We start from the raw sequence: 24,773 nt of genomic DNA, 5'->3' as shown, positions 1-24,773 counted from the left end.
AGATTGGTGCGGTCGGGATGCGGGTCGCATTGACCGCGGAACGAGCGCACGACGTCCCTGGTGGTGTGCTCGGAGCCAACTCATGCACGCGTCATAGCGAGCTTGATCCCGAAGGCGACGAAGACCGCCCCGGTGAGCGCCTTCAGCAGACGTTGAACCCGGTCGTTGCGCGCGGCCGTAACCATTCGTGAGAACAGCGCGATCATCGCCGAGAACCACAGGAGGTTGATCGCCGCGTGGAGCGTCACGAGGCCGAACGCGATTGGCACTGCATCATATGAGTGCGGGACGAATTGCGGGAAGGCGGCGAGATAGAACATCGACACCTTCGGGTTCAGTGCATTGGTGAGGAAGCCCTCGCCATAGGGCGTGAACAGGGAGTGCTGCCGCGAGGCGGGCTTCACGTTCGGAACGATCGGTCGGCTGTGCCCCGCGTCGCGAAGTGCCTTGATGCCGATCCAGACGAGATAGGCGGCGCCGACGAACTTCACGATCGTGAAGAGTTCGGCCGAGCGCAGAAGAAGCGCTGATATGCCGAGGATCGACAGCGTACCGTGCAGATAGAAGGCCGTGACGAAGCCGGCGATATTGGCGAAACCCGCTAGCGGTCCGGAGGTCGGAACGGTCTTTGCGATGAGAACGCCGTTCGGCCCGGGAGAGACCACCAAGAGCGCCGCGATGAGGGCGAAGCCCGTGATGCCGTCGAATACCATCGCCCGTTACCGCTGATTGTTGGTCCTTCTTCGTCTTATGCGACGGCGCTGATGATCGTCAGACGACACTTCGACGAGCTCCAGCCATGCCATCTCATTTGCGAGTGAGCGGGGGGGGCGTGCCGTCGAGCTCAAGTGGTGATAGCGTCGGTTTCATTACATTGGCCGGCGACAGAGGAACAGCGGCGTGAACAAGCAGGCAAATCTCAACGACATGTCCGGTGTGATCGAAGCCGATCGCCGGCATGTCTGGCATCATCTCGTCCAGCATAAACCCTATGAGACGACCGACCCGCGCGTTATGATCGAGGGCAAGGGTATGCGGGTCTGGGATGCGACCGGGAAGGAACATCTCGACGCGGTGTCCGGTGGGGTCTGGACCGTCAATATCGGCTACGGCCGCGAAACGATGGCAGATGTCATCCGCGAGCAGGTGCTGAAGCTCAACTATTTCGCCGGTGCGAGCGGCTCGGTGCCGGGCGCGCTCTTCGCCGAGCGGTTGATAGAGAAGATGCCGGGCATGAGCCGGGTCTACTATTCGAACTCGGGCTCGGAGGCGAACGAGAAGGTCTGGAAGATGATTCGCCAGATTTCCCATCGCCAGCATGGCGGGCGGAAATCGAAGATCCTCTACCGAGAGCGTGACTATCACGGCACCACCTTCGGTGCACTTGCAGCTGGCGGGCAGGCCCAGCGAAATGCCCAATACGGCCCCTTTATGCCGGGCTTTGTGGAAGTGCCGCACTGCCTCGAATATCGCAGCCAATGGGGTCCGGTCGACAACTACGGTAAGCGCGCCGCGGAAGCGATCGAGGAGGTCATCTTGAGGGAGGGCCCGGATACCATCGGCGGCCTTTGCCTTGAGCCGATCACCGCCGGTGGCGGCATCATCACGCCGCCCAAGGGCTATTGGGAGCGCGTGCAGGAGCTCTGCCGCAAATACGAAATTCTCCTCCATATCGACGAGGTCGTCTGCGGCATGGGCCGCACGGGCACCTGGTTCGGCTACCAGCACTACGGCATCGAGCCGGATTTCGTGACTTTGGCAAAGGGCGTCGCCTCAGGCTACGCGGCGATCTCCTGTACGGTGACCACCGAGGCCGTCTTCGACCACTTCAAGGACGATGCGGACGACCCGCTCGGCTTCTTCCGCGATATCTCGACCTTCGGTGGCTGCACATCCGGCCCGGCCGCAGCACTCGAAAACATGCGCATTCTGGAGGACGAAAACCTTCTCGATAACAGCGCGCGCATGGGCGAGCGGCTCATCGGCAATCTTCAGGCGCTGATGGAGAAGCATGCCGTCATCGGCGAAGTCCGGGGGCAGGGGCTTTTCGCTGGTGCCGAACTCGTTGCCGATCGTGAGACGCGTGAACCGGCACCCGAGGCGAAGGTGAAGGCTGTCGTTGCCGACTGCATGGCAAATGGTGTCATTATCGGAGCGCAGAACCGCTCGCTTGCCGACGGCATGAACAACGCACTTCTGTTCGCGCCCGCCCTGATCGCGACCGAAAGCGATATCGACGGCATCACCCAGGCGGTCGACGAAGCGCTGACACGCGTTTTCGGCTGACGCTTTGGTGGGGCGAGCGGAGCAAGGTTTGCCGACCGTCGCTGGGGCATCCGCTAGCGAAGATTTGACCGGCCGGACTTTTCAATCCGGCTGGCATCACCCAATCTCTCGGCATCATGGGAGGAATGAAATGGCGGCTGACGACAAAGGCGGATGGAGCCCGATGAACGGGGCGGACCGCAGCGGGGCGAGAATTCTCGTCACGGTTCGTGGCGGCGAGCAGGGCTCACCGGAGGTGGACACAGTGCGCTGGGGCATGCCGCGCGACGGCCACGACAAATGCTGGATCGCGACGGATAGCGCACCGGAAGCACAGGTCACCTATGAGGACGACGATCTCGTAGCCTGGATGCCGCTTCCCTTGCCGACCTCCGATCGCGGGGTCTCAAGCTCAGGGGCGGTGGCACCCGCCCGCGAAAGCGATTTTCTGGAAGAGTCCGGATCCGGGATCTAGACGCTTCTCGTTTCCGCCTTTTTCGGTATCGGCGCGGGCTACCTGCCGAGCTGAGCAGTTACGATGGCGTGCAGATGTCGCCCTGATATCCGGGTAATCTGCTCCCCACACGGCGCATATTTCCGGAAGGAAAGATGATGTTGGTGTTGCCGTTCCTGAACATCGGCGGGTTGCTGTCGCCGATCGCCTTCATCGTGATCGGCTGAACGTTGTTGCTGTCGACCGAAACCTGCCGGCTATCGCCGATCCGCGAAGCGCTCACAGGGCCTCAGTCTTCGCGCATGAATTGCGCGGTCTGCCCGTGGGCCTCGGAAATCAGAAAAGCGTCGCCGCCAAGGCGGCATCGAACATCGTCAGCCGGCCATCCAATAGGTCAAGGCATGAACGATGCTCGCGCCTCCGATCGGTGCAACAAGCATTGCAATCATGTTCACCAGGATCAGCCAGCCAAGGACCTTGCGTTGGCGTTCCGTGATCTCCGGCCGGTCCGGATGTGAAGGCCGCTCCGGCTGCCGCCATTCATTCTTCTCGTCGAGATACAAGGCCGGTCTCCTGCGGATCAGCGAGAGTTTGGAGCGCCGCCTATCGCTTGATCGAAACGAGCTTTCCGACGCCGCTATCTCCGGCGGATTGGTAGACGATGGTGATCTTGTCGCCGGCTTTCAGATTTTCGGGCAGATTATCCTTCAGCGACGACACGTCCCAGATCGATTTGTCTGTGAGAACGATAATGCTGTCGACGCGGTCAAAGGCCGCGACAGTGCCTCCGGTCGAATCGGCGAAGGCGGCGGTCGCGAAGATAACACCTGCGAAACCGGAAAGAACGAGGGGCAGGCGCATCGGTGGAAGCTCCAAGAAGAGAGTTAAGGTGAGCAGGATAGCTGCTCCTCTTCATGGTGTTTAGGCAAGATGGAGAGATCGTCGCGAATGAGCAAATTTTCGTGTCGATGCTTTGAGCGGTTGGAGCGACATCGTGAAGGCGTTGCGCCGCCGCTGCAGCGAAAGCCGACCGTCAAGGCTCTGCATCCGTCTTCCGCAGCTTCGCAATCAGCGTCGCTGCTTGAGCCCGAACAGCTGAGGCCTCGGCACGAACTCATGCGTCAAGGATAGCGCCAGACTGGGTGCCCGTTTGCGTGCTATCTCATAACCACCTCGGTAAGTCACCGGAAGAAGCGGTTTTCTCTGGAAAATTTGGTGGGCGCGCAGGGACTCGAACCCTGGACCTATAGATAAATTTCGAATGGTCACGAAGCGGCGCCAGGAGAAGCCATGCGCCCGGCGTCATCTGCCATTTGAGTCGATCATAAAGCTTCGAGCGGGTAAGTTCACTCTCGATGAGGTAGACGCCTTCAGAAAGCCTGAAGCCATCACCATAAAGATCGATGTTCTCTTCCTGCCATTGGTCACCGCAAATGAGGATGAACAGGGTTTTTATCGCAAGCCGGCTCAGTCCTTCCGAACAAGGAACTCTTGGCCTTCGAGCGTTAAGTGCCATTGCCCTTCACGCTTCTGAATTAGTCCGCTTGTTCGCAACTCTTCGATTTCCCTCGAGGTGGTCCAATTTTGGGGGTGCGATGCGAAGAGCCTGAGCAAGGTCTCAGCTCTCTGTGTGAGTTCGATCAAATTCTTTAAAACGGCTCCGATCGGTTATCGTACTTTTGAAAAATTCGTCTGGTGTTCTTCCTCGCGCTCGCGAGCCAACTCAGCGAGCCGTCCCCACGAGTCGCGACATTCAACCAGCTTTCGCTTCACTGATGCGAGTGGCTCTCCTTCGATCTCTTTCGCCATCGCATCAGCTCGATTCTGGTAGTCTGCACTATTCAATTTCTGCACAGCAATTCTCCACTCCCAACGCGTCTTTGTTTTACGACAAAAATGACCCGGCCTGAATCAGTCCTGAAGCCGACCGGGCCACGCCACGACCCAAGAAGGGCATTACTGGATCGCGCAAAGCTAGACATAGCGGTGCTTCCCAGAGTTTCAAAGTTTTTCGGTGTATACATTAAAGAAAAAATCCGCGGATAACCGATTATTATAGAAAAATTATTCTGCCTGCGAAAGAATTTAATCGAAAACAGAAACGTGCCGATTGTTTTCCGCTGGGGAATATATACAGTGCAGAGATCAGCATCTCTTCCCCCTCGATGCTGAAGCCCCAAAGGCTTAAGACCGGGCTCCCCCCCCCTAGCCCGGTCGAACCTTGCCTGCGCAGGAACGTGCAGCGTCGACGTCTTGCTGCGCTACGCTACGAAGGCGTCGGTTCAATCGGCTGCGGCCGGTCGACAAGGCGAAGATCCAATATGCCTCCAACGCGATGGCGTCACCGACGAACTGCGGGGTCGAGCCCGAACCGGTCGACTGGCAGGCGCTTGAAGAGTCGTGGCGGCCCAGGCTGATCTGAAGGCATTGCCATCATGGCAACAGGGTATGGCCATTTCGACCATACCTGAGGGTTTGCCTCATATCGCAGCAAACCCAATGAACCGTACGATCCGGGCGTACGGTTGGCGCGGTGCCGTGTAGCGCCATAGAGCGTGGCGCTACTGCTTCGTCGGGGGCTCTGCTTCCCACAACTGCATACGTTCTTGGAGGTCTTTCAGCCGTGTTTCGAATAATTCTACAAGACCGGGAAATTTCTCTGGAGGTACGGTGTAGCTCGATCGCCCGACGTTCCGAACAAACATGTCCAGAACCACGTCAAATGGTGGTTTTTTCGATATCCGAACCGACATGGTTGAAACGGGAAATGCTTGGCGGCTACCGCGATCGGCCTCCGGAAGAAGTTCAGTCTCTGTCGCGAGATAGTTGCTTATTGAGGTCAGGTTAAGCCCAAGAGGGCCAATGATCCATACAGGGATTGATACCTCACTGATCCCGTCGTCAGTTTCGAAACTGAACGTCAGTGTTCCAGTCTCGCTGTCGATATCGATTTTTTCGAGATTTGTCGCAACGATTCGATCGGTTGTCATCTCGTGCTTCTCATGTCGCACCCCATGTCGCGTGGAGCAGCCGAGGGTACAGGGAAACCCCTGCAAATCAAGGGAAGTCGCTGCAACATGGATGCGACATGGCTTTGCAGGAAAGAGCCGATAAGTGCTTGAAAAGGTTGGTGGGCGCGCAGGGACTCGAACCCTGGACCTACAGATTAAAAGTCCGTTGCTCTACCAACTGAGCTACGCGCCCGAAGGGCCGGACGAAACCCAGCCTTCTGGGCGCTTCATAAAAACGCTGTCTGACAAGGTCAACCGGCAATCGGCCCGGCGCGACGCTTTTACCGTTTGGTGCCGTGCGAGGCGATGGTTTAAGAGCGGCAAGTCCGATCGAATGACCCGACTGGACAGCGCCGAGAGTGCAGCCTCGAGGTAACGCTCCGGCTTTCGGCGTCGAAGATCAGCCTGAGCCGTGAACCAGACGGGCCTGTGAAGAACGAAAGCTGCGTGACGTGCTGAGCGAACTCTCTTATCCGACCGCATTGCTGGCGGGGGCTTTGTCCTTTCTCTCGCCCTGCGTCCTGCCGCTCGTGCCACCCTATCTCTGCTACATGGCCGGTGTCTCGGCGGATGATCTGAGGGCCGGCTCCAAGGGCGAGACGGCCCATCAGGCCCGGCTTCTTCTCGCAAGCGTCGTCTTCGTTCTCGGTTTTACCACGGTTTTCGTCGCGCTCGGTGCGGGCGCAAGCACGATCGGCGGCCTGCTGCGGCAGAACCTCAGCTGGCTCGGCATCGTCGCCGGCGTCGTCATCATCGTCATGGGGCTGAATTTCCTCGGTGTCTTTCGCCTCTCGTTCCTTGCCCGAGAAAAGCGCTTTCGCGGCCCTGACAGCCCGGCGGGCGTAGTCGGCGCCTATCTTATGGGCCTCGCCTTCGCCTTCGGCTGGACGCCGTGCATCGGCCCGGTTCTCGGTGCGATTCTCGGCCTTGCTGGCGCGCGCGATACGGTGGGCGAAGGCGCGATGATGCTGGCGGTCTATTCGGCGGGGCTCGGCATCCCGTTCATTCTGGCCGCGACCTTTTCCGGCGCCTTTCTCAACTGGCTCGGCGGGTTTCGTCGTCACCTCAAGGCCGTCGAGCGGACGATGGGCGGGCTTCTCGTTGTGACGGGCTTCCTGTTCCTCACCGGCGGCATCCAGTGGATGTCGTTCTGGTTGCTCGAAACCTTCCCGACCCTTCAGACCATCGGTTGACGGCTTTCATCTTCACAAGAGTGCCCGCTTCGTGAGAGAAGCCACGCGCGGCGCTGCGGCGCCGGTTTGCTCATCTCCTCGGTTCGGAACCTCAATGTCTCGCACCTGTCTCACGATCATCCTCGCGGCTGGAGAGGGCACGCGCATGCGCTCGTCCCGCTCGAAGGTCCTGCATGAAGTCGGCCATCTGCCGCTCGTTCGCCATGTGGCGCGTGCAGCACTCGCGGCCGGCGCCGAACGGCTTGCCGTTGTCGTCGGACGTGACGGGGAGACGGTTGCCGAAGCGGTGCGCAAGGATGCGCCGGACGCGCGTCCCTTCGAACAGGTCGAGCGCCTTGGAACCGGCCATGCGGTGCTGGCGGCGCGCGAGGCGATCGCCGAAGGCTTCGACGATATCGTCGTCCTGTTCGGCGATACACCGCTTCTGACGGACGAAACGCTGAAACGCGCCCGCACGGAGCTTGCAGGTGGCGCCAGTGTCTGCGTGATCGGTTTCCGGCCGAGCGACCCGACCGGCTATGGCCGGCTGATAGAGGAGAACGGCGAACTCGTCGCGATCCGCGAGCACAAGGATGCCAGCGAGGCCGAGCGGGCGATCGGCTTTTGCAATGCGGGCATCATGGCCTTTGCAGGCTCGAATGCGCTCCAAATGCTCGACGCTATCGGAAACGACAACGCAAAGGGCGAATATTACCTGACCGATCTCGTCGCGATAGCCCGGTCTCACGGACACCGCGTGACCGCGATCGAGGCGCCGGTGGCCGAGACGATCGGCGTCAACAACCGGTCCGAGCTCGCCGAGGTCGAAGCGCTCTGGCAGGCCGTCGCACGTGAGCGCGCGATGATCAGCGGTGTGACGTTGATCGACCCGAAAAGTGTTCACTTCGCCTTCGATACCGAGATCGGCGAAGACGTGACAATTGAGCCGAACGTCATTTTCGGGCCCGGCGTCCGCGTCGAGGCAAATGCCGCGATCCATGGCTTTTCACATATCGAGGGCGCGCGCATCAGATCCGGCGCTTTGATCGGCCCATTCGCGCGGCTTCGGCCCGGCGCGGATCTGGGAGAAAAGTCAAAGGTGGGCAATTTCTGCGAGGTGAAGCAGGCGGAAATTGCGGCTGGCGCGAAGATCAATCACCTCAGCTATATCGGCGACGCAAAGGTCGGGGCTGACGCGAATATCGGTGCGGGCACGATCACCTGCAATTACGACGGCGCCCTGAAACACCTGACCGAGATCGGCGCCAATGCTTTCATCGGCTCCAATTCCGCCCTCGTCGCCCCGGTGAAGATCGGAACAGGCGCCTATATCGGTTCGGGCAGCGTCATCACCGATGATGTCGAGGACGACGCGCTGGGGCTCGGACGTGGCCGGCAGGTCAACAAGCCGGGGCTCGGCAAGCGCATCGCCGAGCGAAACGCGGCGGCTAAGGCTGCGAAGAAGAGCCAAAGCTGATCTCCCCAAGCGCTCTCGGCAACAGGCGCGGCTCCCGCACCGCTCGCTCTTAACCCTGTAATGCGAGTTCATTCTTTGTGACGTGCGGATTTCAGGCTTTGCTCTATTGAGTCTCAGGAAGCGAGGCACGCCGGTGGCGCGTTTTGCCTCGATGAAAAACACGAACTGTGGTTGGTCTTCATGTGCGGCATCATCGGTATCGTCAGCTCCGAACCAGTCGCGGAACGGCTGATCGACAGCCTGAAGCGCCTCGAATATCGCGGTTACGACTCCGCCGGCATCGCGACAATCGAGGACGGTTCGCTCTCCCGACTGCGGGCCGAAGGCAAGCTGATCAACCTGACGAACAAGCTTGCCGGCGATCCGCGTTCCGGGACGATCGGCATTGGCCACACGCGCTGGGCGACCCACGGGGCCCCCAGCGAGACGAATGCCCATCCGCATCAGACGGAATTGCTTTCGGTCGTTCACAACGGGATCATCGAGAATTACCGCGAGCTTCGTGACGAGCTCCAAGCCGATGGCGCAGTCTTTGAAAGCCAGACGGACACCGAGACAGTCGCTCATCTCGTTACGCGAGAAATTCGGCGTGGTCAGGCGCCGAAAGACGCGGTCCAGCAAGCGCTCGCACGCCTCGAAGGCGCGTTCTCTCTAGCCTTTCTCTTCGACGGTGACGACAAGCAGCTGATCGGCGCGAGGCGTGGCTCTCCGCTGGTCGTGGGCGACGGAAATGGCGAGACCTTCCTCGGCTCCGATGCCATCGCGCTTTCGCCATTCACCGATCGCATCCGCTATCTCGAGGAGGGCGATCTCGCCGTTCTCACCAAGGAAGGCATTTCCGTCTTCGACGAACTCGGCAATCCCGTCGATCGGCCGGTGAAGCGCTCCTCCGGCAAGAGCTTCTATGTCGATAAGGGAAATTATCGGCATTTCATGCTGAAGGAGATTTACGAGCAGCCGGAGGTCATCGGTCACACGCTCGGTTCTTTCGTCGATCTGACAACCGGCAAGACAAGACTGCCGTCGAGCGCCTCGATCGATTTTTCGACCGTCAAACGCATGGCGCTGTCGGCCTGTGGCACCGGCTTTTATGCGGCTCTAGTCGGCCGGTACTACTTCGAGCGTTACGCGCGAATCGCATGCGATCTCGATGTGGCCTCCGAGTTCCGCTATCGGGAAAGTCCTCTCGACGACGTCGATCTGACGCTATTTGTGTCCCAGTCGGGCGAGACCGCCGACACATTGGCCTCGCTGCGCCACGCCAAAGCGGAAGGCTTGCAGACCGCCGCCATCGTCAATGTCGACGAGTCCACCATCGCGCGCGAGTCGGATCACGTTCTTCCGACACTGGCTGGGCCGGAGATCGGCGTTGCCTCGACGAAGGCCTTCACCTGCCAGCTGATGGCTCTGGCGGCGCTCGCGATCCGGGCTGGGGTCGCGCGTGGTCGGATTTCCGATCCGCAGGAGCTGGAGTTCACCAAAACGCTTCAGGAAGCACCGCGCCTCGTCAACGACGCGCTGCATCTGGAAGACCAGATCGATCAACTGGCGCGCACGATGTCGACCAAGAAGCATGCGCTCTTCCTGGGACGTGGCTTTTCCTATCCATTGGCGCTCGAGGGAGCCTTAAAGCTCAAGGAAATCAGCTACATACACGCCGAAGGTTATGCGGCGGGTGAACTGAAGCACGGTCCGATCGCGCTCATCGACGACACTATGCCAGTCGTCGTGATCGCGCCGCATGATCGTAGCTTCGAGAAGACGGCGTCGAACATGCAGGAGGTGGCTGCGAGAGGCGGAGACATCATCCTGCTGACCGATCGGAAAGGTGCGGAAGCCAAGGTGGTCGACGATGCGCACACCATCGTCATGCCGGAAATGCCAGAAATTCTCACGCCGATCGTTTATTCGATCCCGCTTCAGCTGCTTGCCTACCACACGGCCGTGCAGATGGGGACGGATGTTGATCAGCCGCGTAATCTGGCGAAATCCGTCACGGTGGAATGACCGCTGCTGGCAAGGGCGGAGCACTTTTGGCTCTGCCGCAGAGCCTGTGCACTTTTCCATCGGCCATAAAAAACGGCGCCGCGAGGGCGCCGTCGAAAGGGGGCGGTGATCCGCCCACAAAATTGTTGCGGCCTGCGACAGACCTACAGCGATATCAGCGCGCGCGGCCGGTTTTCGGCAGAAGTCCCTCGCGCTGGGCCTGTTTGCGGGCGAGCTTGCGAGAGCGGCGGATCGCTTCCTGCTTGCGGCGAGCGCGCTCTTCCGAGGGCTTCTCGTAGGAGCGGCGGGCTTTCATTTCACGAAAAACACCCTCGCGCTGCAGCTTCTTCTTCAGCGCGCGCAGGGCCTGATCAACATTGTTGTCTCTAACGTCGACTTTCAAAACGTCTCCTTCGTTTCAATCTTCGTGTTTAATGCCGCATTCCGGAAACAAAATGCGGAGCGATACGACAAAACGGCCATAGACACCCGAAGGTTCAAACGGCAACTTTCTTCTTTCGCGTGGAAGAAGCTGCCTTCTTAACCGTCTTGGCTTTCACCGGTTTGGCGCCAGCTGCCCGGCGGGGGCGCTTGGAAGTCGGCTCCGGTGTTGCGACTTCCTCGCTTTCGAGGCGAGCAAGCCTTGCCGCTTTAAGACGTTCTGTTTTCGCCTGTCTTTCGGCATTCTCCGCCGCAATGATAATTCCGGCGGTGCCTTTCTCCGAGCGGTGTGGAGCCTGAGCTCCTGTCAGAGCGACCTCAGCCTTTTCGCGTGCGCTACGAGAATTTTCCATGGCCTGAGGTCCTTATCTCATGAATTGAAACGCGCGTCCAACGTGACCGAGCTACGATCCGTATTTGCCGCGCGCTTAGAGTTGCCAACTCGTGGAGAATGCGAGCCCTTCCGTTCGAACGGCTCGCCACTCTTTTGATCAGGCGAGCTGGATGTTCACAGCCTTGGGGCCTTTACCGCGCGGATCCGGCTCGGTTTCGAACGTGATCTTGTCACCTTCCTGAACCGAAGAGATGCCGGCGCGCTCGAGCGCGGAGATGTGCAGGAAAACGTCCTTCGAGCCGCCGTCAGGCGTCACAAAGCCGAAGCCCTTGCTCTCGTTGAAGAATTTGATGGTACCGGTCTGGCTCATAGGGAGCCCTTTCTGAAGAGTTTCGCCGAATCGTCGATACGGCTTGCAAACATGCAATCAGCACGATGCAATAGGTTATTTGACACTACGACGTGCAGCGCCATTCGTTCGGACGTTCACAAGAATGGGCGAAAGGAGTGGTTCAAACGGCTGCGACGGGAAAGTCACGGCAGATTCGCTCTTGGAAAAGCGAGAGGAACGGCAGCCAAACCCCGGGCTCATAAATCCCGATCAGCATAATATGAGCCTTTCTTGCCAGGAACACAAGGTCATTCCGAAAAGTCGCCCCGCGAAACTGATGAAATAGGCGTTGGCGACCTTCATCGATCACCGCCGAGCGATATGCATCGGCAGACCATTTTCCGGTTGAACGGTGATCCGCTGGACCACTGAAGGCTGCTCAGTGCCGGCGTAGTCGAAGCGCAGCGATCGCATGAGAATGGCAAGCGCAATGACCGCTTCCTGAAGTGCGAAGCTTGCTCCGATACAGACGCGTGGGCCTACGCCGAAGGGCAGATACTGATAGCGGTCTATCGCCTCCCGGTTCTCCGGCATGAATCGGTCCGGAATAAAGTGATCCGGACGGTCCCAGAGCATTTCGTGCCGATGGATGAGCCAAGGCATGACGAGAACTGTCGACCCAGCCGGGATTTTCAGATTACCAACCTGGTCTGCCTGGAGCGCGGTCCGGTTCAGCGATGGCGCCGGCGGATAGAGGCGCATGGCCTCCTCGAAGGCCGACCGTGTGCGGGGAAGTGAATCCAGATATTGGCTTGGATGATCGAGTGTCGGAAGGACGGTGTCGATCTCGTCCTCGACCTTCCTGCGTTCCTCGGGCGCCTGACTGAGAAGATAAAGCGTCCACGCCAGTGAACGCGCGGTCGTTTCATGACCGGCACCGATGAAGGTGATGATATTGTCCTCGATCTCATCGCGCGAGAGCCCGTCCGCTTTGAGAAGCAGCGTGAGGAGATCAGCGGGAACGCCATCCGGATCGCGGTCCAGCTGGTCCTTGCGCTTCTCGATCGTGTCGCCGATCAGCTGGCGGAAATAAAGCATCGACTTGCGTCCACGCAGGCGCCGGATGCGCGGCAGGAAATTCGGCGCACCAAGAAGATCGAGCGGGTCGACCCGCCCCATCGAACCAAGGAAATCGCTGGTCGATCGCGCGAATTCGTTCGGTTCCGACGCGATGTCGTCCGAGAACAGCGTCGCCTGCAGAATGTCGAAGGTCAGCAGCGTCGTCTCGTGGCTGATGTCGATCGTTTTTCCGGCCATTCCCGCAAGACGTTCGCGCGCGTTCTCGGAACGGGCCGCCATCGGTTCGGTGAAGCCGGCGATGTGCCTCGGAGTGAAAATTGGCGCGATCGCTTTCCTCGTTCGTCTCCAGAGCTGGCCCTCCGCGGTCAGCAGCCCGTCTCTGAGCAAGGGGCGCAGTATCCGCTGTCGCAGTGGCTGCATGACGTAGTTCTTCGAGTTCTCGACGAGGAGATGGCGAACTGCCTTGGGCTCGTTGACAACGATGTTCGGAACGCCCAGCCACCGGCCCTCGATATACGGCTCCTTGAACGCCCGTGTGCCCCAGATCTCGATCGGGTTGCGGGACGCGGTCTTCAGGAAATCGAAAAAGCCGAGCGGTTCGGAATGGGGAACCGGAGCCGGCGCGCGGAACGGCAATGGCTGCTCAATCCGTTTGTCGAAGACGTCTGGTGTTGCGGCTGCATTGCTCATCAAAAGAGTTCGCCCATTGTCGATTTGAATTGGATGCTGGCATCAACATGGGCAGGCCACGGCAGAGCGTCGACCGCCCGGGCTCGGGTAATGCCTGCGCAAATCGCCGCGCCAGTCCTTAGGTGCGGTGATCGCCACCCGGAGCATCCGTGATGTCGAGAAGTGCGGCGCCGAGCTCATCGATCCGTGGACGGCTTGAAGCCATACGCCTTCGCGGCTTTCATACCATGCCCTTAGTCTTTATATACAAGGCATCTCTCACGGCGATTCGTCGCCGGGGGTGAGGTCTTTCGCGCCCGCCCTTTGGAAGCATGCAAGGAAAACCATGTCCGCTGCCAACGATCTGTCCGCCGGTCTCTCGGCCGAATACGGTGCCGACTCCATCAAGGTGCTCAAGGGCCTCGATGCGGTTCGCAAGCGCCCCGGCATGTATATCGGTGACACCGACGACGGCTCGGGCCTGCATCACATGGTCTACGAGGTGGTCGACAACGCGATCGACGAAGCGCTCGCCGGCCATGCCGACTACGTGACCGTCACCCTCAACGCGGACGGTTCCTGCTCGGTCTCCGACAACGGGCGCGGCATCCCGACCGGTATCCACAGCGGCGAGGGCGTTTCGGCGGCCGAGGTCATCATGACCCAGCTCCATGCGGGCGGAAAGTTCGACCAGAACTCATACAAGGTCTCCGGCGGCCTGCACGGTGTGGGTGTTTCCGTCGTCAATGCGCTCTCGGTCTGGCTGAAGCTGAAGGTAAAGCAGAAGGGTAGCATCTTCGAGATGGCCTTCACCCACGGCGTTGCTGATGGACCGCTCGCAGTCGTCGGCGATGCTGGCGAGGCGACCGGCACCGAGATCACCTTCATGCCGTCGCATGACACCTTCAGGGGCGTGACGGACTTTGACTACGCGACCCTCGAACACCGCCTGCGCGAACTCGCCTTCCTCAATTCCGGCGTTCGCATCATCCTCACGGACAAGCGTCCGGCGGACGAAAAGAAGATCGAGCTGTTCTACGAGGGCGGTCTTGAAGCCTTCGTGCGTTATGTCGACCGCGCCAAGAAGCCGATCATCTCCGCTCCCATCGCGCTGACCGGTGAGAAAGAGGGCATTACCGTCGAAGTCGCCATGTGGTGGAACGACGCCTATAACGAGAACGTCCTCTGCTTCACCAACAACATCCCCCAGCGCGATGGCGGCACACATCTGGCCGGCTTCCGCGGGGCGCTGACGCGGCAGGTCTCGGGTTATGCCGAGGCGTCCGGCCTTTTGAAGAAAGAAAAGGTCACGCTTACCGGCGACGACTGCCGTGAAGGGTTATCCTGCATCCTCTCGGTGAAGGTGCCGGACCCGAAATTCTCCTCTCAGACCAAGGACAAGCTGGTCTCCTCGGAGGTCCGCCCGGTCGTGGAGAATCTCGTCAATCAGGGCCTTTCGGAATGGTTCGAGGAGAACCCCCAGGAAGCCAAGATCGTCATTTCGAAAGTGGTGGAAGCCGCTGCCGCCCGCGACGCGGCTCGCAAGGCCCGCGAACTCACACGCCGCAAGGGTGCGCTGGATATCACATCCCTGCCCGGCAAGCTCGCCGACTGCCAGGAGCGCGATCCGGCCAAGTCCGAAATCTTCATCGTCGAGGGTGATTCGGCCGGTGGCTCCGCGAAGGGCGGGCGCTCGCGCCAGAATCAGGCGATTCTGCCCCTACGCGGCAAGATCCTCAACGTCGAACGCGCCCGCTTTGACCGCATGTTGGGCTCCGACCAGATCGGCACGCTGATCACGGCGCTTGGCACCTCGATCGGCAAGGACGAGTTCAACGCCGACAAGCTGCGCTACCACAAGATCATCATCATGACGGACGCCGACGTCGACGGCGCTCATATCCGTACCCTGCTGCTGACCTTCTTCTTCCGGCAGATGCCGGAACTCATCGAGCGCGGCCACATCTTCATCGCCCAGCCGCCGCTCTACAAGGTGACGCGCGGCAAGCAGAGCCAGTATCTGAAGGATGAGAAGGCGCTGGAGAACTATCTGATCGAGGGCGGTCTCGACGACGCATCGCTCACCCTCCCATCGGGCGAAGTCAGGACTGCGCGTGACCTGCGTACCGTCGTCGACGACGCACTGGCGGTGCGGAACGTTCTGAACGGCCTCCATTCGCGTTACGATCGCTCAGTCGTCGAGCAGGCGGCCATCCTTGGCGCGCTCGCGCCCGAAGTTGCCGATCATCCGCAGGATGGTCCTGCGACGGCAAAGCGTATCGCCGAGCGCCTCGACCTCATAGCCGAGGAAACAGAACGCGGCTGGACGGGCGAGGCAGTCGATGGCGGTTACCGCTTCATGCGAACCGTTCGCGGCGTCACCGAGGTCCAGAACCTCGATGCGGCCCTGCTTCAGTCCGGCGATGCCCTGGCGCTCATGCGCTACGCACCCCGTCTGAAGGATGTCTATGATGGCGGCGTTCCGACGCTCGCCCGTAAGGATACGGTCCGCGATATCGCGGGCCCGCTCCAGCTGCTGATCACTGTCTTCGAGGTTGGCCGCAAAGGCATCACGACCCAGCGCTACAAAGGCCTCGGCGAGATGAACTCCGACCAGCTCTGGGAGACGACTCTCGATCCGGATGCCCGCACGCTGGTGCGCGTCAAGGTTCAGGACGCGACGGATGCCGACAATCTCTTCGCGCAGCTGATGGGCGACGAGGTGGCTCCGCGCCGGGAATTCATCCAGGACAACGCGCTGACGGTCGCGAATCTGGACATCTGAGAACAGCGGCTCGCGTTTTCCTGTTTCAACATAAACGGCCCGGAAGCATTGAGCTTCCGGGCCGTTTTATATGGTCTATCGTTTTCAGCGAACCTTATTGCGGTACAAGCACATTGTTCACGACGTGGATGACACCGTTCGACTGATCGACGTCCGCGATCGTAACGATTGCCTTGCCGCCGTTTTCGTCGACGATGGCAAGGCCCTGGCCCTCGGGCATTGCAGTGATCGTATCGCCGGACACTGTCTGCATGGCATACTGCCCGCCATTGGCGTTGGCGCGCGCCAGGATCTTACCAGCCGACATATCACCTGCGACGACATGGGCCGTCAGAACCTTGGTGAGCTGATCTTTGTTCGCGGGGTCCATCAGCATTGAGACAGTGCTCGAGGGCACTTTTCCAAATGCGGCATCCGTCGGCGCGAAGACTGTGAACGGGCCGGGCGATGCTAGCGTATCCACCAGTCCCGCCTGTTTGACGGCAGAAACCAGCGTCGTATGGATCGGAGAATTGGACGCATTCTCGACGATGTTCTGATTCGACGGCATCGCGGCTCCGCCGACCGTCGGGTTCTGTGCGAGCGCGGCCGGCGCGGAGGCGAGACCGAGCGAGGCAGCGATCAGTGCGGTCTTCAATAGAGTTTTCATGAGGGTCCTCCCCTGTTCGCGGGAACGCGGCGTCATCGCTGCGTTTCGCCATGAGCTACGGAAGAAGTCCGCTCGAAGATGCTTTTGCCCGCGAGCGCGCTCTCGGTCCGACGAGCGCGGGCAAAGAGGGAGGATGTCCGAAAGGCCTTTCGCGCCAATCTCTTAGCGACTTCAATCACGTGGCGCCAAAATAGATGAAACCGCGCTGAAAAAAGCTCCGCGACAAGTGCTGGACAGGCCGATTCCGCTTCTCTATAAGGCCGGCATTCGCGAGGCGTCATGTCGAGAAATTCGAGACTTGCCGGCGTTATACGCGAGATGCCCGAGTAGCTCAGTTGGTAGAGCAAGCGACTGAAAATCGCTGTGTCGGTGGTTCGAATCCGCCCTCGGGCACCACTTTCAAAAAATCGTCTTGGTCTGATTGCGGTACCATCCTGCGCGCCCAGGACTTATACGCAGGGGGCGGATCTATAGCGCTATCCGACAACGTTCCAGGGCGTTGCACCCGTCGCGATCTCGTTGGGCGAGCGGCTTCCAGCCTCGTCGGAGTTGAAGCTCTATCGCCATCCCAGATAGCCGGGCGTGAAAGGTCGCGGCAGCGGTTGTAGCCGATTATCTTCACTTCCCCGTAACCCGCCCGAACGTGCTTGCGCATCGCACCTTGAGTTTGACAAATAGCCTCCAGACCTGTGAGAGGCGCGTCATGTCAGCATTCAGCCAATTCCTTGTTCTCGCGACCTTATTCTTGAGCCTTGGCGCTCCGCAGGCGCTTGCGGTCGGTGAATCGGGCGAGGAGTCGGCGGTACCTGTCATCGTCTCGGCCGACCAGGTCGATGCGATTCGAGAGCTTGCCGAAGGTTATGGTGACGCGCGCGTCGTGGCTCTCGATAACGGCGATCCGGCGATTGTCGGGGATATCAACGGCACGGCGTACCAGCTGTTCTTCCTCGAGTGCGAGGACGGCAAGAACTGCGGCGCTTTGAATTTCTATGCGATCTGGGATGTGCCCACCGTTTCGGTCGGTGCGCTCAACGTTTGGAACCGGTCGTCGCCTTTCAACAAGGCCTATCTTACCGAAGAGAATCGCCCCGTGATCGAGATGAATCTTCCGGCGGAGGGCGGCTTCGTGCGCGAGCAACTCGACTATATCTTCAGCCAGTGGACCATTGCTCTCGCCGAATTTTCCCGCGAGGTAATCGCCGAAGCGCCCTGAGCGACTCGCGAGCCCGCGACGAAAGAGACAACCCATGATTCCCGCCACCAAGGCCGACTCCGCTGCTTCGTCGGCCTTTCGCGACGTTTTGCCGATCATCCTGGCGATCGTGCCCTTCGGCATGGTCTACGGCACCGTCGCGGCGGGCGAGGGCCTGACGCTGCTTCAGACGCTCGGCTTTTCGGCGTCGGTCTATGCCGGTGCCTCGCAGCTGGCGGCATTGCAGCTCATCGGCATCGGCGCTCCGGTCTGGTCTGTGCTTCTCGCGGTCTTTGCGCTGAACTTCCGGCACGTTCTCTATTCGGCCTCCGTCGGGCGACATATCCGGCATTTTTCGAGGCCGGCAAAAGCACTCGCCTTTTTCCTTCTCGTCGATCCGACATTCGGTGCGGCCGAAGCGAAAGCCGCGCGCGGCGAACTGACCACGCGCTATTATTTTGTCTACGCCCTCTCGCTCTATCTCTTCTGGCTTCTCTCCTCAGGCCTCGGAGCGATCTTCGGTTCGTTGATCGAGGACCCGGCGGCCTACGGCATCGATTTTGTCCTGCCAGTCTATTTTCTCGCTCTGGTGATGACCTTTCGCCAGCGAGCGAGCTTCTGGCCCGTGGCTGGAGCAAGTGCCGCAGCTTCGATCGTCATCTATGCGATGATCGGCCCGCCCTGGCATGTAACGCTGGGCGCCCTGACCGGCGTCGCCGTTGCCGCGCTGATGCCTGTCCGGACACGGTCTGCGGCGAACGCCAAGGAGGATGAGCGGGCAGGGGAGTCGATGCGGTGAGTGATATCTGGCTGATCATCATCCTGGCGGGGTTGCTCACCTATCTAACCCGGATCGGTGGGCATCTCCTGATCAAAGTAATCGGTGCGCTGCCGCCGCGCCTCGAAGCGGCACTCGACGCCGTGCCGGCGGCAGTCCTCACCACGATCTTCGCGCCCGTGATGATCAGCGGAGACTGGCCGGAGCGGATCGCGCTCGTCTTTTGCGGGCTTCTCGCATTTCGGCTGCCGCTGATCGCGGTCGTCGTATTCGGTGCTGGATTCGTGGCCGTTGCAAGGGCGGTCGTCTGAGGGTGCTGTGTAACCCGGAGAGAGTGGCGCGCGCGACAAGACGTAACGCAAGGGTTGCAGACGTTCGCTAGTCAAGAGCCGCGGCTTTTCGGGCGTTTCCTTGATATTTTTGCACCATTCGTTTTTCGGTGGAAACTCGGTGGGATGAGTGATGCGAAAACCTTGCCTACAGCGGCGTTTGCGCCCTTCGGCGAACTAGACATCGCCGACCCGATTGGCTTAGAAGCCCTCCAAAGACCACGGTCCGACGGGCCAAGTGCGACTGCTGGCGACAGTTCGTCCTCTTGCCGCGGTCGTGTAAATTTCGCAGAAACCCGTACCATCCGGGTAGATGAGTGACAGGAAAGGCCACGCCGTGAGCGTAAACGAGAGCGCCGAACCAAACCGCCGCGACTTTCTCTATATTGCAACGGGCGCGTTTGGCGCTGTCGGCGCTGCCGCCGTCGCTTGGCCCTTTATCGACCAGATGAATCCGGATGCAGCGACCCTCGCGCTCGCTTCGATCGACGTCGATGTCAGCCAGGTTGCGGAAGGCCAGTCGATCACAGCCAAATGGCGCGGCAAGCCGATCTTCATCCGCCAGCGCACGGCTCAGGAGATCGAAGAAGCGAAATCCGTCGATCTTTCGGAACTGAAGGATCCGATGGCGAGGAACGCGAATCTTGCTGGCGACGCAGAGGCGACCGACGAAAATCGTGCCGCTCCTGACAAAGAAGCATGGCTCGTCATGGTCGGCGTCTGCACGCACCTCGGCTGCATCCCGCTCGGCCAGGCTGGCAATTACGACGGCTATTTTTGTCCGTGCCACGGCTCGCACTACGACACGGCAGGCCGCATCCGCAGCGGCCCGGCGCCGGAGAATATGGCGATTCCGCCGTTCTCTTTCTCTGACGACACGACCATCACCATCGGTTGATCGGAACCCAAGGAAACTCGCAAGCTATGAGTGGTCATTCATCCTACGTCCCGTCGAACGGCATCATGCGCTGGCTCGACGCCCGCCTGCCGCTTCCTCGGATGATGTACGATTCGTTCGTCGCATACCCGGTTCCGCGTAATCTGAACTACGCCTATACCTTCGGCGGTATCCTGGCGATCTTCCTCGCCATCCAAATGCTGACCGGCATCGTGCTCGCCATGCACTATGCCGCCGCATCTTCTCTCGCCTTCGAATCGGTCGAGAAGATCATGCGTGACGTCAACTGGGGCTGGCTGCTGCGCTACATGCATGCGAACGGCGCCTCGTTCTTCTTCATCGCGGTCTACTTGCATATCGCCCGCGGCCTCTATTACGGGTCCTACAAGGCACCCCGCGAGGTGCTGTGGATCCTCGGTGTCGTGATCTTCCTCCTCATGATGGCGACTGCCTTCATGGGCTACGTCCTTCCCTGGGGCCAGATGTCCTTCTGGGGCGCGACGGTGATCACCAACTTCTTCACGGCGTTTCCCTTGATCGGCGAGCCGATCCAGACGCTCCTCCTTGGCGGCTTCTCGGTGGACAATCCGACGCTGAACCGCTTCTTCTCTCTGCATTATCTCCTGCCGTTCATGATTGCGGGCGTTGTCATTCTCCACGTCTGGGCGCTGCATGTGACCGGCCAGACCAACCCCACCGGCGTCGAGGTTAAGTCGTCGAAAGACACAGTCCCGTTCACGCCCCATGCGACCGTCAAGGACGGCCTTGCCATGGTGGTGTTCCTCGCGGTCTTTGCCTATTTCGTCTTCTATCTTCCGAATTTCCTCGGTCACCCGGACAACTACATCGAGGCGAATTCGCTGGCGACGCCGTCGCACATCGTGCCGGAATGGTACTTCCTGCCCTTCTATGCGATGCTTCGGGCAATCACCTTCAACATTGGCCCGATCGACTCCAAGCTCGGCGGTGTCCTGGTGATGTTCGGTTCGATCATCATCCTGTTCTTCCTGCCTTGGCTTGATACCAGTCGCGTCCGGTCCACGGCCTTCCGCCCGGTCTACAAGTTCTTCTTCTGGTTCTTTGTCGCGGACTGCATCTTCCTCGGCTGGCTCGGAGCGAAACCGGCTGAAGGCGTCTACCCACTGCTGGCGCTGCTTGGCACGATCTACTACTTCGCGCACTTCCTCATCGTTTTGCCGGTCCTCGGTCTGTTCGAGACACCAAAGAAGCTGCCGAATTCGATTACCGAAGCTGTGCTCGGCAAACAGAAGAGCGAGGTCGGAGGCGGTTCGCCTGCGGGGGCGACAGCTTCGCCGGAAACCAAAGGCTGACGGAAAGCTTCGGAGAAAAGACTGATGAAAAAGACGCTATCCGTTATCCTCGCAGCCGGCATCGCGTTCGCGCCGCTCGCCTCCTTCGCACAGGATGGTGAGGGTCCGAACGAGAACTCCGCTCAGGAAGAGCAGGCGGCGGCTGAAAACGCCGACGCGCCCGCCGAAGAGGCCGAAGAAGGGCACTCCGAAACGCCGCATTATCCCTTGAAGCGGCCGGAAGAGCTGAACTGGTCCTTTGCGGGGCCGTTCGGTCATTGGGACCTCGCCCAGCTCCAGCGCGGCTACAAGGTCTATCGTGAGGTCTGTGCGGCCTGTCACTCGATGAACTTCGTGGCGTTCCGCAATCTTGAGGACCTTGGCTACAGCGAAGAGCAGGTCTCGACGCTCGCCGCCGAGTTCACCGTTCAGGATGGTCCCGACGATACGGGTGAGATGTTCGATCGTCCCGCGACGGGCTCCGATTACTTCCCGGCGCCTTATCCGAATCCCCAGGCGGCAGCTGCTGCCAACAATGGTGCGGTACCGCCCGATCTGTCGCTGATCGCGAAGGCTCGTGCTGTCGAACGCGGTTTCCCGACCTTCGTCTTCGATATCTTCACGCAATACAGTGAGGCTGGACCGGACTACATTCACGCGCTCCTGACCGGCTATGGAGAAGAGCCGCCGGAAGATGCGAACATCATGAGCGGCACCTACTACAACCCGTACTTCATCTCGTCGTCGGCGCTCGCGATGCCGCAACCGATTTACGAGGATCAGGTGGATTATCCCGATGGCGCGCCGCAGACCGTCGAGCAGTACTCGCGCGATGTGACCGCCTTCCTGATGTGGGCTGCCGAGCCGCATCTGGCGGAGCGCAAAGCGACCGGCTTCGTGACGATGATCTTCCTCATCATCTTCGCGGTGCTGATGTTCCTCGTCAAACGCCGCGTCTGGGCCGGTACGCCGCACTGACGGTCGATCACATCGCCGTCCTGAAGTTTGAAAAGGGAGCTTCGGCTCCCTTTTTGTTTGAGAACAGCCACTCACGCCGAAACGAAAGAGGCCAGCTGATGTACATCGCGATGAACCGCTTCAAGGTGCTGCCGAACGCTGAGAAGGATTTCGAAGAGCTCTGGCTCAACCGCGAATCGCAGCTCCAGTCCGTTCCGGGATTCGTCGAATTCCACATGCTGCGCGGGCCGAAGCGCGACGACCACCAGCTCTATTCGTCCCACACCGTCTGGAAAGATTATTCCGCCTTCGAGGCCTGGACGAAATCTGAAGCCTTCCGAAAATCCCATGGCGGCGCGGGCTCGACCAAACCGCTCTATCAGGGTCATCCGGAATTCGAAGGTTTCGAGGTGATCCAGACCATCGGCCAGAACGACTGACCGATGATCACAGGTCCGCTCAGGAAGGCGGGCTGCAACATATGACGGAGGCTCCGCGTGATTGACTTCAAAGCCGCGATCCGGACGATCCCGGACTATCCGAAGCCGGGTATCCAGTTCCGCGACATCACCACGCTGCTCAGCGAACCGGCCGCCTTCCGAGCCTCCGTCGATGCTCTCGTCGCACCCTATGCCGACAAAAAGATCCGGCATGTGGTCGGGATCGAGGCGAGAGGCTTCATTCTCGGCGGCGCTCTTGCCCATCAGCTCACCGCAGGTTTCATCCCCATTCGCAAGAAGGGCAAGCTGCCGCGCGAGACAGTCTCCGTCACCTATGAGCTGGAATACGGTGAGGATGAGATGGAACTTCATCGGGATGCCATCCGTCCGGGCGAGCGAATCCTCCTCACCGACGACCTGATCGCCACGGGCGGTACCGCGGTCGGGGGCGTGAAATTGCTCCGTGATCTCGGAGCTGAAATCGTCGCGGCCTGCTTCCTCGTCGATCTGCCGGATCTCGGCGGCTCCAAGAAGCTTCGCGAGATGGGCGTCGATGTGCGCTGCCTTTGCGAGTTCGAAGGCGACTGAGCGCGGAGCGTGAAGGACCAGCCGCCCGCATTCGACCAAGGGTTCTGCGAAAGGCTCGAACAGCTTCTCGTCTGGCGTCGGGACGTGCGGCGCTTTCGAACGGAGTCCGTCGACGAAGGAGCGTTCGAGACGGCACTCCGTGCCTTCGATCTCGCGCCGTCGGTCGGCAACAGCCAGCCCTGGCGCCTCGTGCTCGTCGAAAGTGAGAAGGCGCGCACTGTCGTTCGCACAAGTTTCGCGCGGTGCAATGCAGCCGCCCTCGAAGCGACCGAGCCGGAGAAGGCGGACCTCTACGCGCGGCTGAAGCTCGAGGGGCTGAGAGAAGCGCCGATCCAGCTCGCCGTTTTCTGCGACGCCGAACCGGAGCAGGGCCACGGTCTTGGTCGGCGTACCATGCCGGAGACGCTCGCTTATTCCGCTGCCGGAGCGGTGGCCATGTTTTTGCTTTTCGCCCGCGCCCATGGAATTGGCGTCGGCTGGGTTTCGATTCTGGAGCCGGAGACCGTGACTAAGGCGCTCGACGTACCAGCGAACTGGACTCTCGTCGCCTATCTCTGCATCGGCTATCCCGAGCAGGAAGACGACGTGCCCGAGCTCGAACGCGTTGGCTGGCAGGCGCGGCGCGAGGAGCAATCCATCCTGCGCCGCTGAACTCTCCGCCTCATTCGCTGGTTGCGATGAAGGCTGCCCCGTCGAAGGTCATCACGGAAACGCCGTCCTGATTCGTGGCTTCGACACCGAAGGCGATGATCCCCCAACCGGGCTTCGACTTGGACACCCGCTTCTCGGTGATCTGATGCCGATAAGCGATCGTGTCTCCGGCGTAGACGGGCCGCGTCCAGCGGATGTTCTTCACGCCGGGCGAAGGGCCGAAGTTCGGCATCGGATTGCCGTCAGCAAGCCAATCCTTGAGCATCTCCTTCCTCCAGGCAACGTTCAGCTTCATATAGGCCGCCGTCGTATGCCAGCCGGAGGCGCAATGACCTCCAAAGAGCGTCTTCTTGGCGAGGTCCGGATCGAGGTGGAAACGCTGCGGATCGTATTTCGCTGCGAAATCCAGAATCTCGCGCGCGGAAAAATGATGGCTGCCGAGCTCGTAGGTGACGCCTTCTTCGATCGTATCCCAGAAGCTCATGCCGCCGCTCCCTCTTCATAGCCCTTCCGGGTGAGGCAGAGGAGCAGATGCTCGCAGACCCCCGCCGTTTTACCGTGCTGGTTCGAGACTTCGGTTCTGATCGTCACGATGCCGAGATGCGGCTTCTTGGACGAGGCGCGCGAGGAGAGCACGGTGGACGTGCCGGTCAGCGTATCGCCCGGCCGGACAGGTGTCTTCCAGTCCATATATTCGACGCCACCGGAGCCTTGCGACGTGGAGTCGAGCAGATAGGTGTCGCAGATCATGCGCATCATCATGCCGCAAAGATGCCAGCCAGAGGCCGAAAGGCCGCCTAGCATCGATGCCGTTCCTGCTTCCTCGTCGAGATGGAAGGGCTGCGGATCCCATTCGCCCGCGAATTCGATAATCTCTTGCTTCGTCACCTCGTAGGGGTCGAGATCAAAGACCCGGCCATCGGTGAAATCTTCCAGAACGTATTTCGACATCGGCTCCTCGTCCCACTGGATCGGT

At 60.3% G+C, this 24,773-nt stretch carries 26 protein-coding genes and 3 tRNA genes; 16 read left to right on the top strand and 13 right to left on the bottom strand.

The annotated features are described in order from the left end of the window. Positions 1–80 precede the first annotated feature (80 nt). Positions 81–713: a LysE family translocator gene (locus ABRA89_RS15305; protein WP_349942351.1), complete on the bottom strand. Its 633-nt coding sequence runs from the start codon at positions 711–713 to the stop codon at positions 81–83. A gap of 187 nt (positions 714–900) precedes the next feature. Here ABRA89_RS15305 and ABRA89_RS15300 point away from each other — a divergent pair, with 187 nt between their 5' ends. Beyond that, positions 901–2,286, top strand: coding sequence for an aminotransferase family protein (locus ABRA89_RS15300; RefSeq protein ID WP_463671305.1), 1,386 nt, complete (start codon positions 901–903; stop codon positions 2,284–2,286). Positions 2,287–2,416: 130 nt separating this feature from the next. Continuing rightward, entirely contained in the window at positions 2,417–2,740 is a 324-nt protein-coding gene (locus ABRA89_RS15295) for a hypothetical protein (RefSeq protein WP_349942350.1), read from the top strand. A 58-nt stretch (positions 2,741–2,798) separates the two neighbouring features. Here the strand turns inward: ABRA89_RS15295 and ABRA89_RS15290 are convergent, their stop codons facing one another. From ABRA89_RS15290 to ABRA89_RS15265, 6 genes are all read right to left on the bottom strand, one after another. Further along, on the bottom strand, positions 2,799–3,002 hold the full coding sequence (locus ABRA89_RS15290; protein WP_349942349.1) for a hypothetical protein: 204 nt from the start codon (positions 3,000–3,002) through the stop codon (positions 2,799–2,801). Between the two features lie 91 nt (positions 3,003–3,093). Further along, entirely contained in the window at positions 3,094–3,282 is a 189-nt protein-coding gene (locus ABRA89_RS15285; protein WP_349942348.1) for a hypothetical protein, read from the bottom strand. 40 nt (positions 3,283–3,322) lie between these two features. Further along, positions 3,323–3,580 carry a hypothetical protein gene (locus tag ABRA89_RS15280; RefSeq protein ID WP_349942347.1) on the bottom strand — a complete coding sequence of 86 codons (258 nt, stop codon included), beginning with the start codon at positions 3,578–3,580 and terminating at the stop codon, positions 3,323–3,325. Between the two features lie 352 nt (positions 3,581–3,932). Further along, positions 3,933–4,017, bottom strand: a tRNA-Ser gene (locus ABRA89_RS15275). A gap of 1,263 nt (positions 4,018–5,280) precedes the next feature. Beyond that, positions 5,281–5,709 carry a hypothetical protein gene (locus ABRA89_RS15270; protein ID WP_349942346.1) on the bottom strand — a complete coding sequence of 143 codons (429 nt, stop codon included), beginning with the start codon at positions 5,707–5,709 and terminating at the stop codon, positions 5,281–5,283. A 138-nt stretch (positions 5,710–5,847) separates the two neighbouring features. Beyond that, positions 5,848–5,923, bottom strand: a tRNA-Lys gene (locus ABRA89_RS15265). A gap of 259 nt (positions 5,924–6,182) precedes the next feature. Between ABRA89_RS15265 and ABRA89_RS15260 the strand changes: the two genes are divergently transcribed. From ABRA89_RS15260 to glmS, 3 genes are all read left to right on the top strand, one after another. Further along, entirely contained in the window at positions 6,183–6,923 is a 741-nt protein-coding gene (locus ABRA89_RS15260) for a cytochrome c biogenesis CcdA family protein (protein ID WP_349942345.1), read from the top strand. 94 nt (positions 6,924–7,017) lie between these two features. Then, on the top strand, positions 7,018–8,379 hold the full coding sequence (gene glmU, locus ABRA89_RS15255; protein WP_349942344.1) for a bifunctional UDP-N-acetylglucosamine diphosphorylase/glucosamine-1-phosphate N-acetyltransferase GlmU: 1,362 nt from the start codon (positions 7,018–7,020) through the stop codon (positions 8,377–8,379). Between the two features lie 180 nt (positions 8,380–8,559). Beyond that, positions 8,560–10,386 carry a glutamine--fructose-6-phosphate transaminase (isomerizing) gene (gene glmS / locus ABRA89_RS15250; protein ID WP_349942343.1) on the top strand — a complete coding sequence of 609 codons (1,827 nt, stop codon included), beginning with the start codon at positions 8,560–8,562 and terminating at the stop codon, positions 10,384–10,386. 154 nt (positions 10,387–10,540) lie between these two features. Here glmS and rpsU read toward each other — a convergent pair whose 3' ends face one another. The 3 genes from rpsU to ABRA89_RS15235 all read right to left on the bottom strand — a co-directional run bounded on the left by rpsU (position 10,541) and on the right by ABRA89_RS15235 (position 13,241). After that, entirely contained in the window at positions 10,541–10,768 is a 228-nt protein-coding gene (rpsU, locus tag ABRA89_RS15245) for a 30S ribosomal protein S21 (protein WP_346220495.1), read from the bottom strand. 529 nt (positions 10,769–11,297) lie between these two features. Further along, positions 11,298–11,510 carry a cold-shock protein gene (locus ABRA89_RS15240; RefSeq protein ID WP_346220497.1) on the bottom strand — a complete coding sequence of 71 codons (213 nt, stop codon included), beginning with the start codon at positions 11,508–11,510 and terminating at the stop codon, positions 11,298–11,300. Positions 11,511–11,837: 327 nt separating this feature from the next. Beyond that, positions 11,838–13,241, bottom strand: a complete 1,404-nt coding sequence (locus ABRA89_RS15235; RefSeq protein WP_349942342.1) for a cytochrome P450 — start codon at positions 13,239–13,241, stop codon at positions 11,838–11,840. A gap of 325 nt (positions 13,242–13,566) precedes the next feature. Here ABRA89_RS15235 and gyrB point away from each other — a divergent pair, with 325 nt between their 5' ends. Further along, positions 13,567–16,005: a DNA topoisomerase (ATP-hydrolyzing) subunit B gene (gene gyrB, locus ABRA89_RS15230; protein WP_349942341.1), complete on the top strand. Its 2,439-nt coding sequence runs from the start codon at positions 13,567–13,569 to the stop codon at positions 16,003–16,005. A gap of 94 nt (positions 16,006–16,099) precedes the next feature. On the opposite strand, the gene ABRA89_RS15225 is transcribed toward gyrB, so the two are convergent. Further along, complete coding sequence (locus ABRA89_RS15225) at positions 16,100–16,654, bottom strand: fasciclin domain-containing protein (protein WP_349942340.1); 555 nt, start codon at positions 16,652–16,654, stop codon at positions 16,100–16,102. Between the two features lie 320 nt (positions 16,655–16,974). Here ABRA89_RS15225 and ABRA89_RS15220 point away from each other — a divergent pair. The 10 genes from ABRA89_RS15220 (at position 16,975) to bluB (ending at position 23,797) form a co-directional block, all read left to right on the top strand. Continuing rightward, positions 16,975–17,050 (top strand) — tRNA-Phe (locus ABRA89_RS15220). A 307-nt stretch (positions 17,051–17,357) separates the two neighbouring features. Beyond that, positions 17,358–17,867 carry a YbjN domain-containing protein gene (locus ABRA89_RS15215; protein ID WP_349942338.1) on the top strand — a complete coding sequence of 170 codons (510 nt, stop codon included), beginning with the start codon at positions 17,358–17,360 and terminating at the stop codon, positions 17,865–17,867. A 34-nt stretch (positions 17,868–17,901) separates the two neighbouring features. Beyond that, positions 17,902–18,645 (top strand): AzlC family ABC transporter permease, encoded by a 744-nt coding sequence (locus ABRA89_RS15210; protein ID WP_349942337.1) that lies wholly within the window; start codon positions 17,902–17,904, stop codon positions 18,643–18,645. Then, complete coding sequence (locus ABRA89_RS15205; protein WP_349942336.1) at positions 18,642–18,935, top strand: AzlD family protein; 294 nt, start codon at positions 18,642–18,644, stop codon at positions 18,933–18,935. Before ABRA89_RS15210 ends, ABRA89_RS15205 begins: the two co-directional genes overlap by 4 nt. A 331-nt stretch (positions 18,936–19,266) precedes the next feature. After that, complete coding sequence (gene petA / locus ABRA89_RS15200; RefSeq protein WP_349942335.1) at positions 19,267–19,851, top strand: ubiquinol-cytochrome c reductase iron-sulfur subunit; 585 nt, start codon at positions 19,267–19,269, stop codon at positions 19,849–19,851. Positions 19,852–19,877: 26 nt separating this feature from the next. Beyond that, positions 19,878–21,182, top strand: coding sequence for a cytochrome b (locus tag ABRA89_RS15195; protein WP_349942334.1), 1,305 nt, complete (start codon positions 19,878–19,880; stop codon positions 21,180–21,182). Between the two features lie 24 nt (positions 21,183–21,206). Continuing rightward, on the top strand, positions 21,207–22,139 hold the full coding sequence (locus ABRA89_RS15190) for a cytochrome c1 (RefSeq protein WP_349942333.1): 933 nt from the start codon (positions 21,207–21,209) through the stop codon (positions 22,137–22,139). A 98-nt stretch (positions 22,140–22,237) separates the two neighbouring features. After that, positions 22,238–22,558 (top strand): antibiotic biosynthesis monooxygenase family protein, encoded by a 321-nt coding sequence (locus tag ABRA89_RS15185; RefSeq protein WP_349942332.1) that lies wholly within the window; start codon positions 22,238–22,240, stop codon positions 22,556–22,558. Positions 22,559–22,615: 57 nt separating this feature from the next. After that, positions 22,616–23,146, top strand: coding sequence for an adenine phosphoribosyltransferase (locus ABRA89_RS15180; RefSeq protein ID WP_349942331.1), 531 nt, complete (start codon positions 22,616–22,618; stop codon positions 23,144–23,146). A gap of 9 nt (positions 23,147–23,155) precedes the next feature. Beyond that, positions 23,156–23,797, top strand: coding sequence for a 5,6-dimethylbenzimidazole synthase (gene bluB / locus ABRA89_RS15175; protein WP_349942330.1), 642 nt, complete (start codon positions 23,156–23,158; stop codon positions 23,795–23,797). A 10-nt stretch (positions 23,798–23,807) separates the two neighbouring features. Here the strand turns inward: bluB and ABRA89_RS15170 are convergent, their stop codons facing one another. Both ABRA89_RS15170 and ABRA89_RS15165 read right to left on the bottom strand, forming a co-directional pair. Beyond that, entirely contained in the window at positions 23,808–24,281 is a 474-nt protein-coding gene (locus ABRA89_RS15170; RefSeq protein ID WP_349942329.1) for a MaoC family dehydratase, read from the bottom strand. Next, positions 24,278–24,748 carry a MaoC family dehydratase gene (locus ABRA89_RS15165; protein WP_349942328.1) on the bottom strand — a complete coding sequence of 157 codons (471 nt, stop codon included), beginning with the start codon at positions 24,746–24,748 and terminating at the stop codon, positions 24,278–24,280. Before ABRA89_RS15165 ends, ABRA89_RS15170 begins: the two co-directional genes overlap by 4 nt. Positions 24,749–24,773 lie beyond the last annotated feature (25 nt).

The organism is Fulvimarina thalattae, from assembly GCF_040239565.1.
In the GTDB taxonomy this organism is placed as follows: Bacteria; Pseudomonadota; Alphaproteobacteria; order Rhizobiales; family Rhizobiaceae; genus Fulvimarina.
This window is presented reverse-complemented; position numbering and strand designations above follow the sequence as displayed.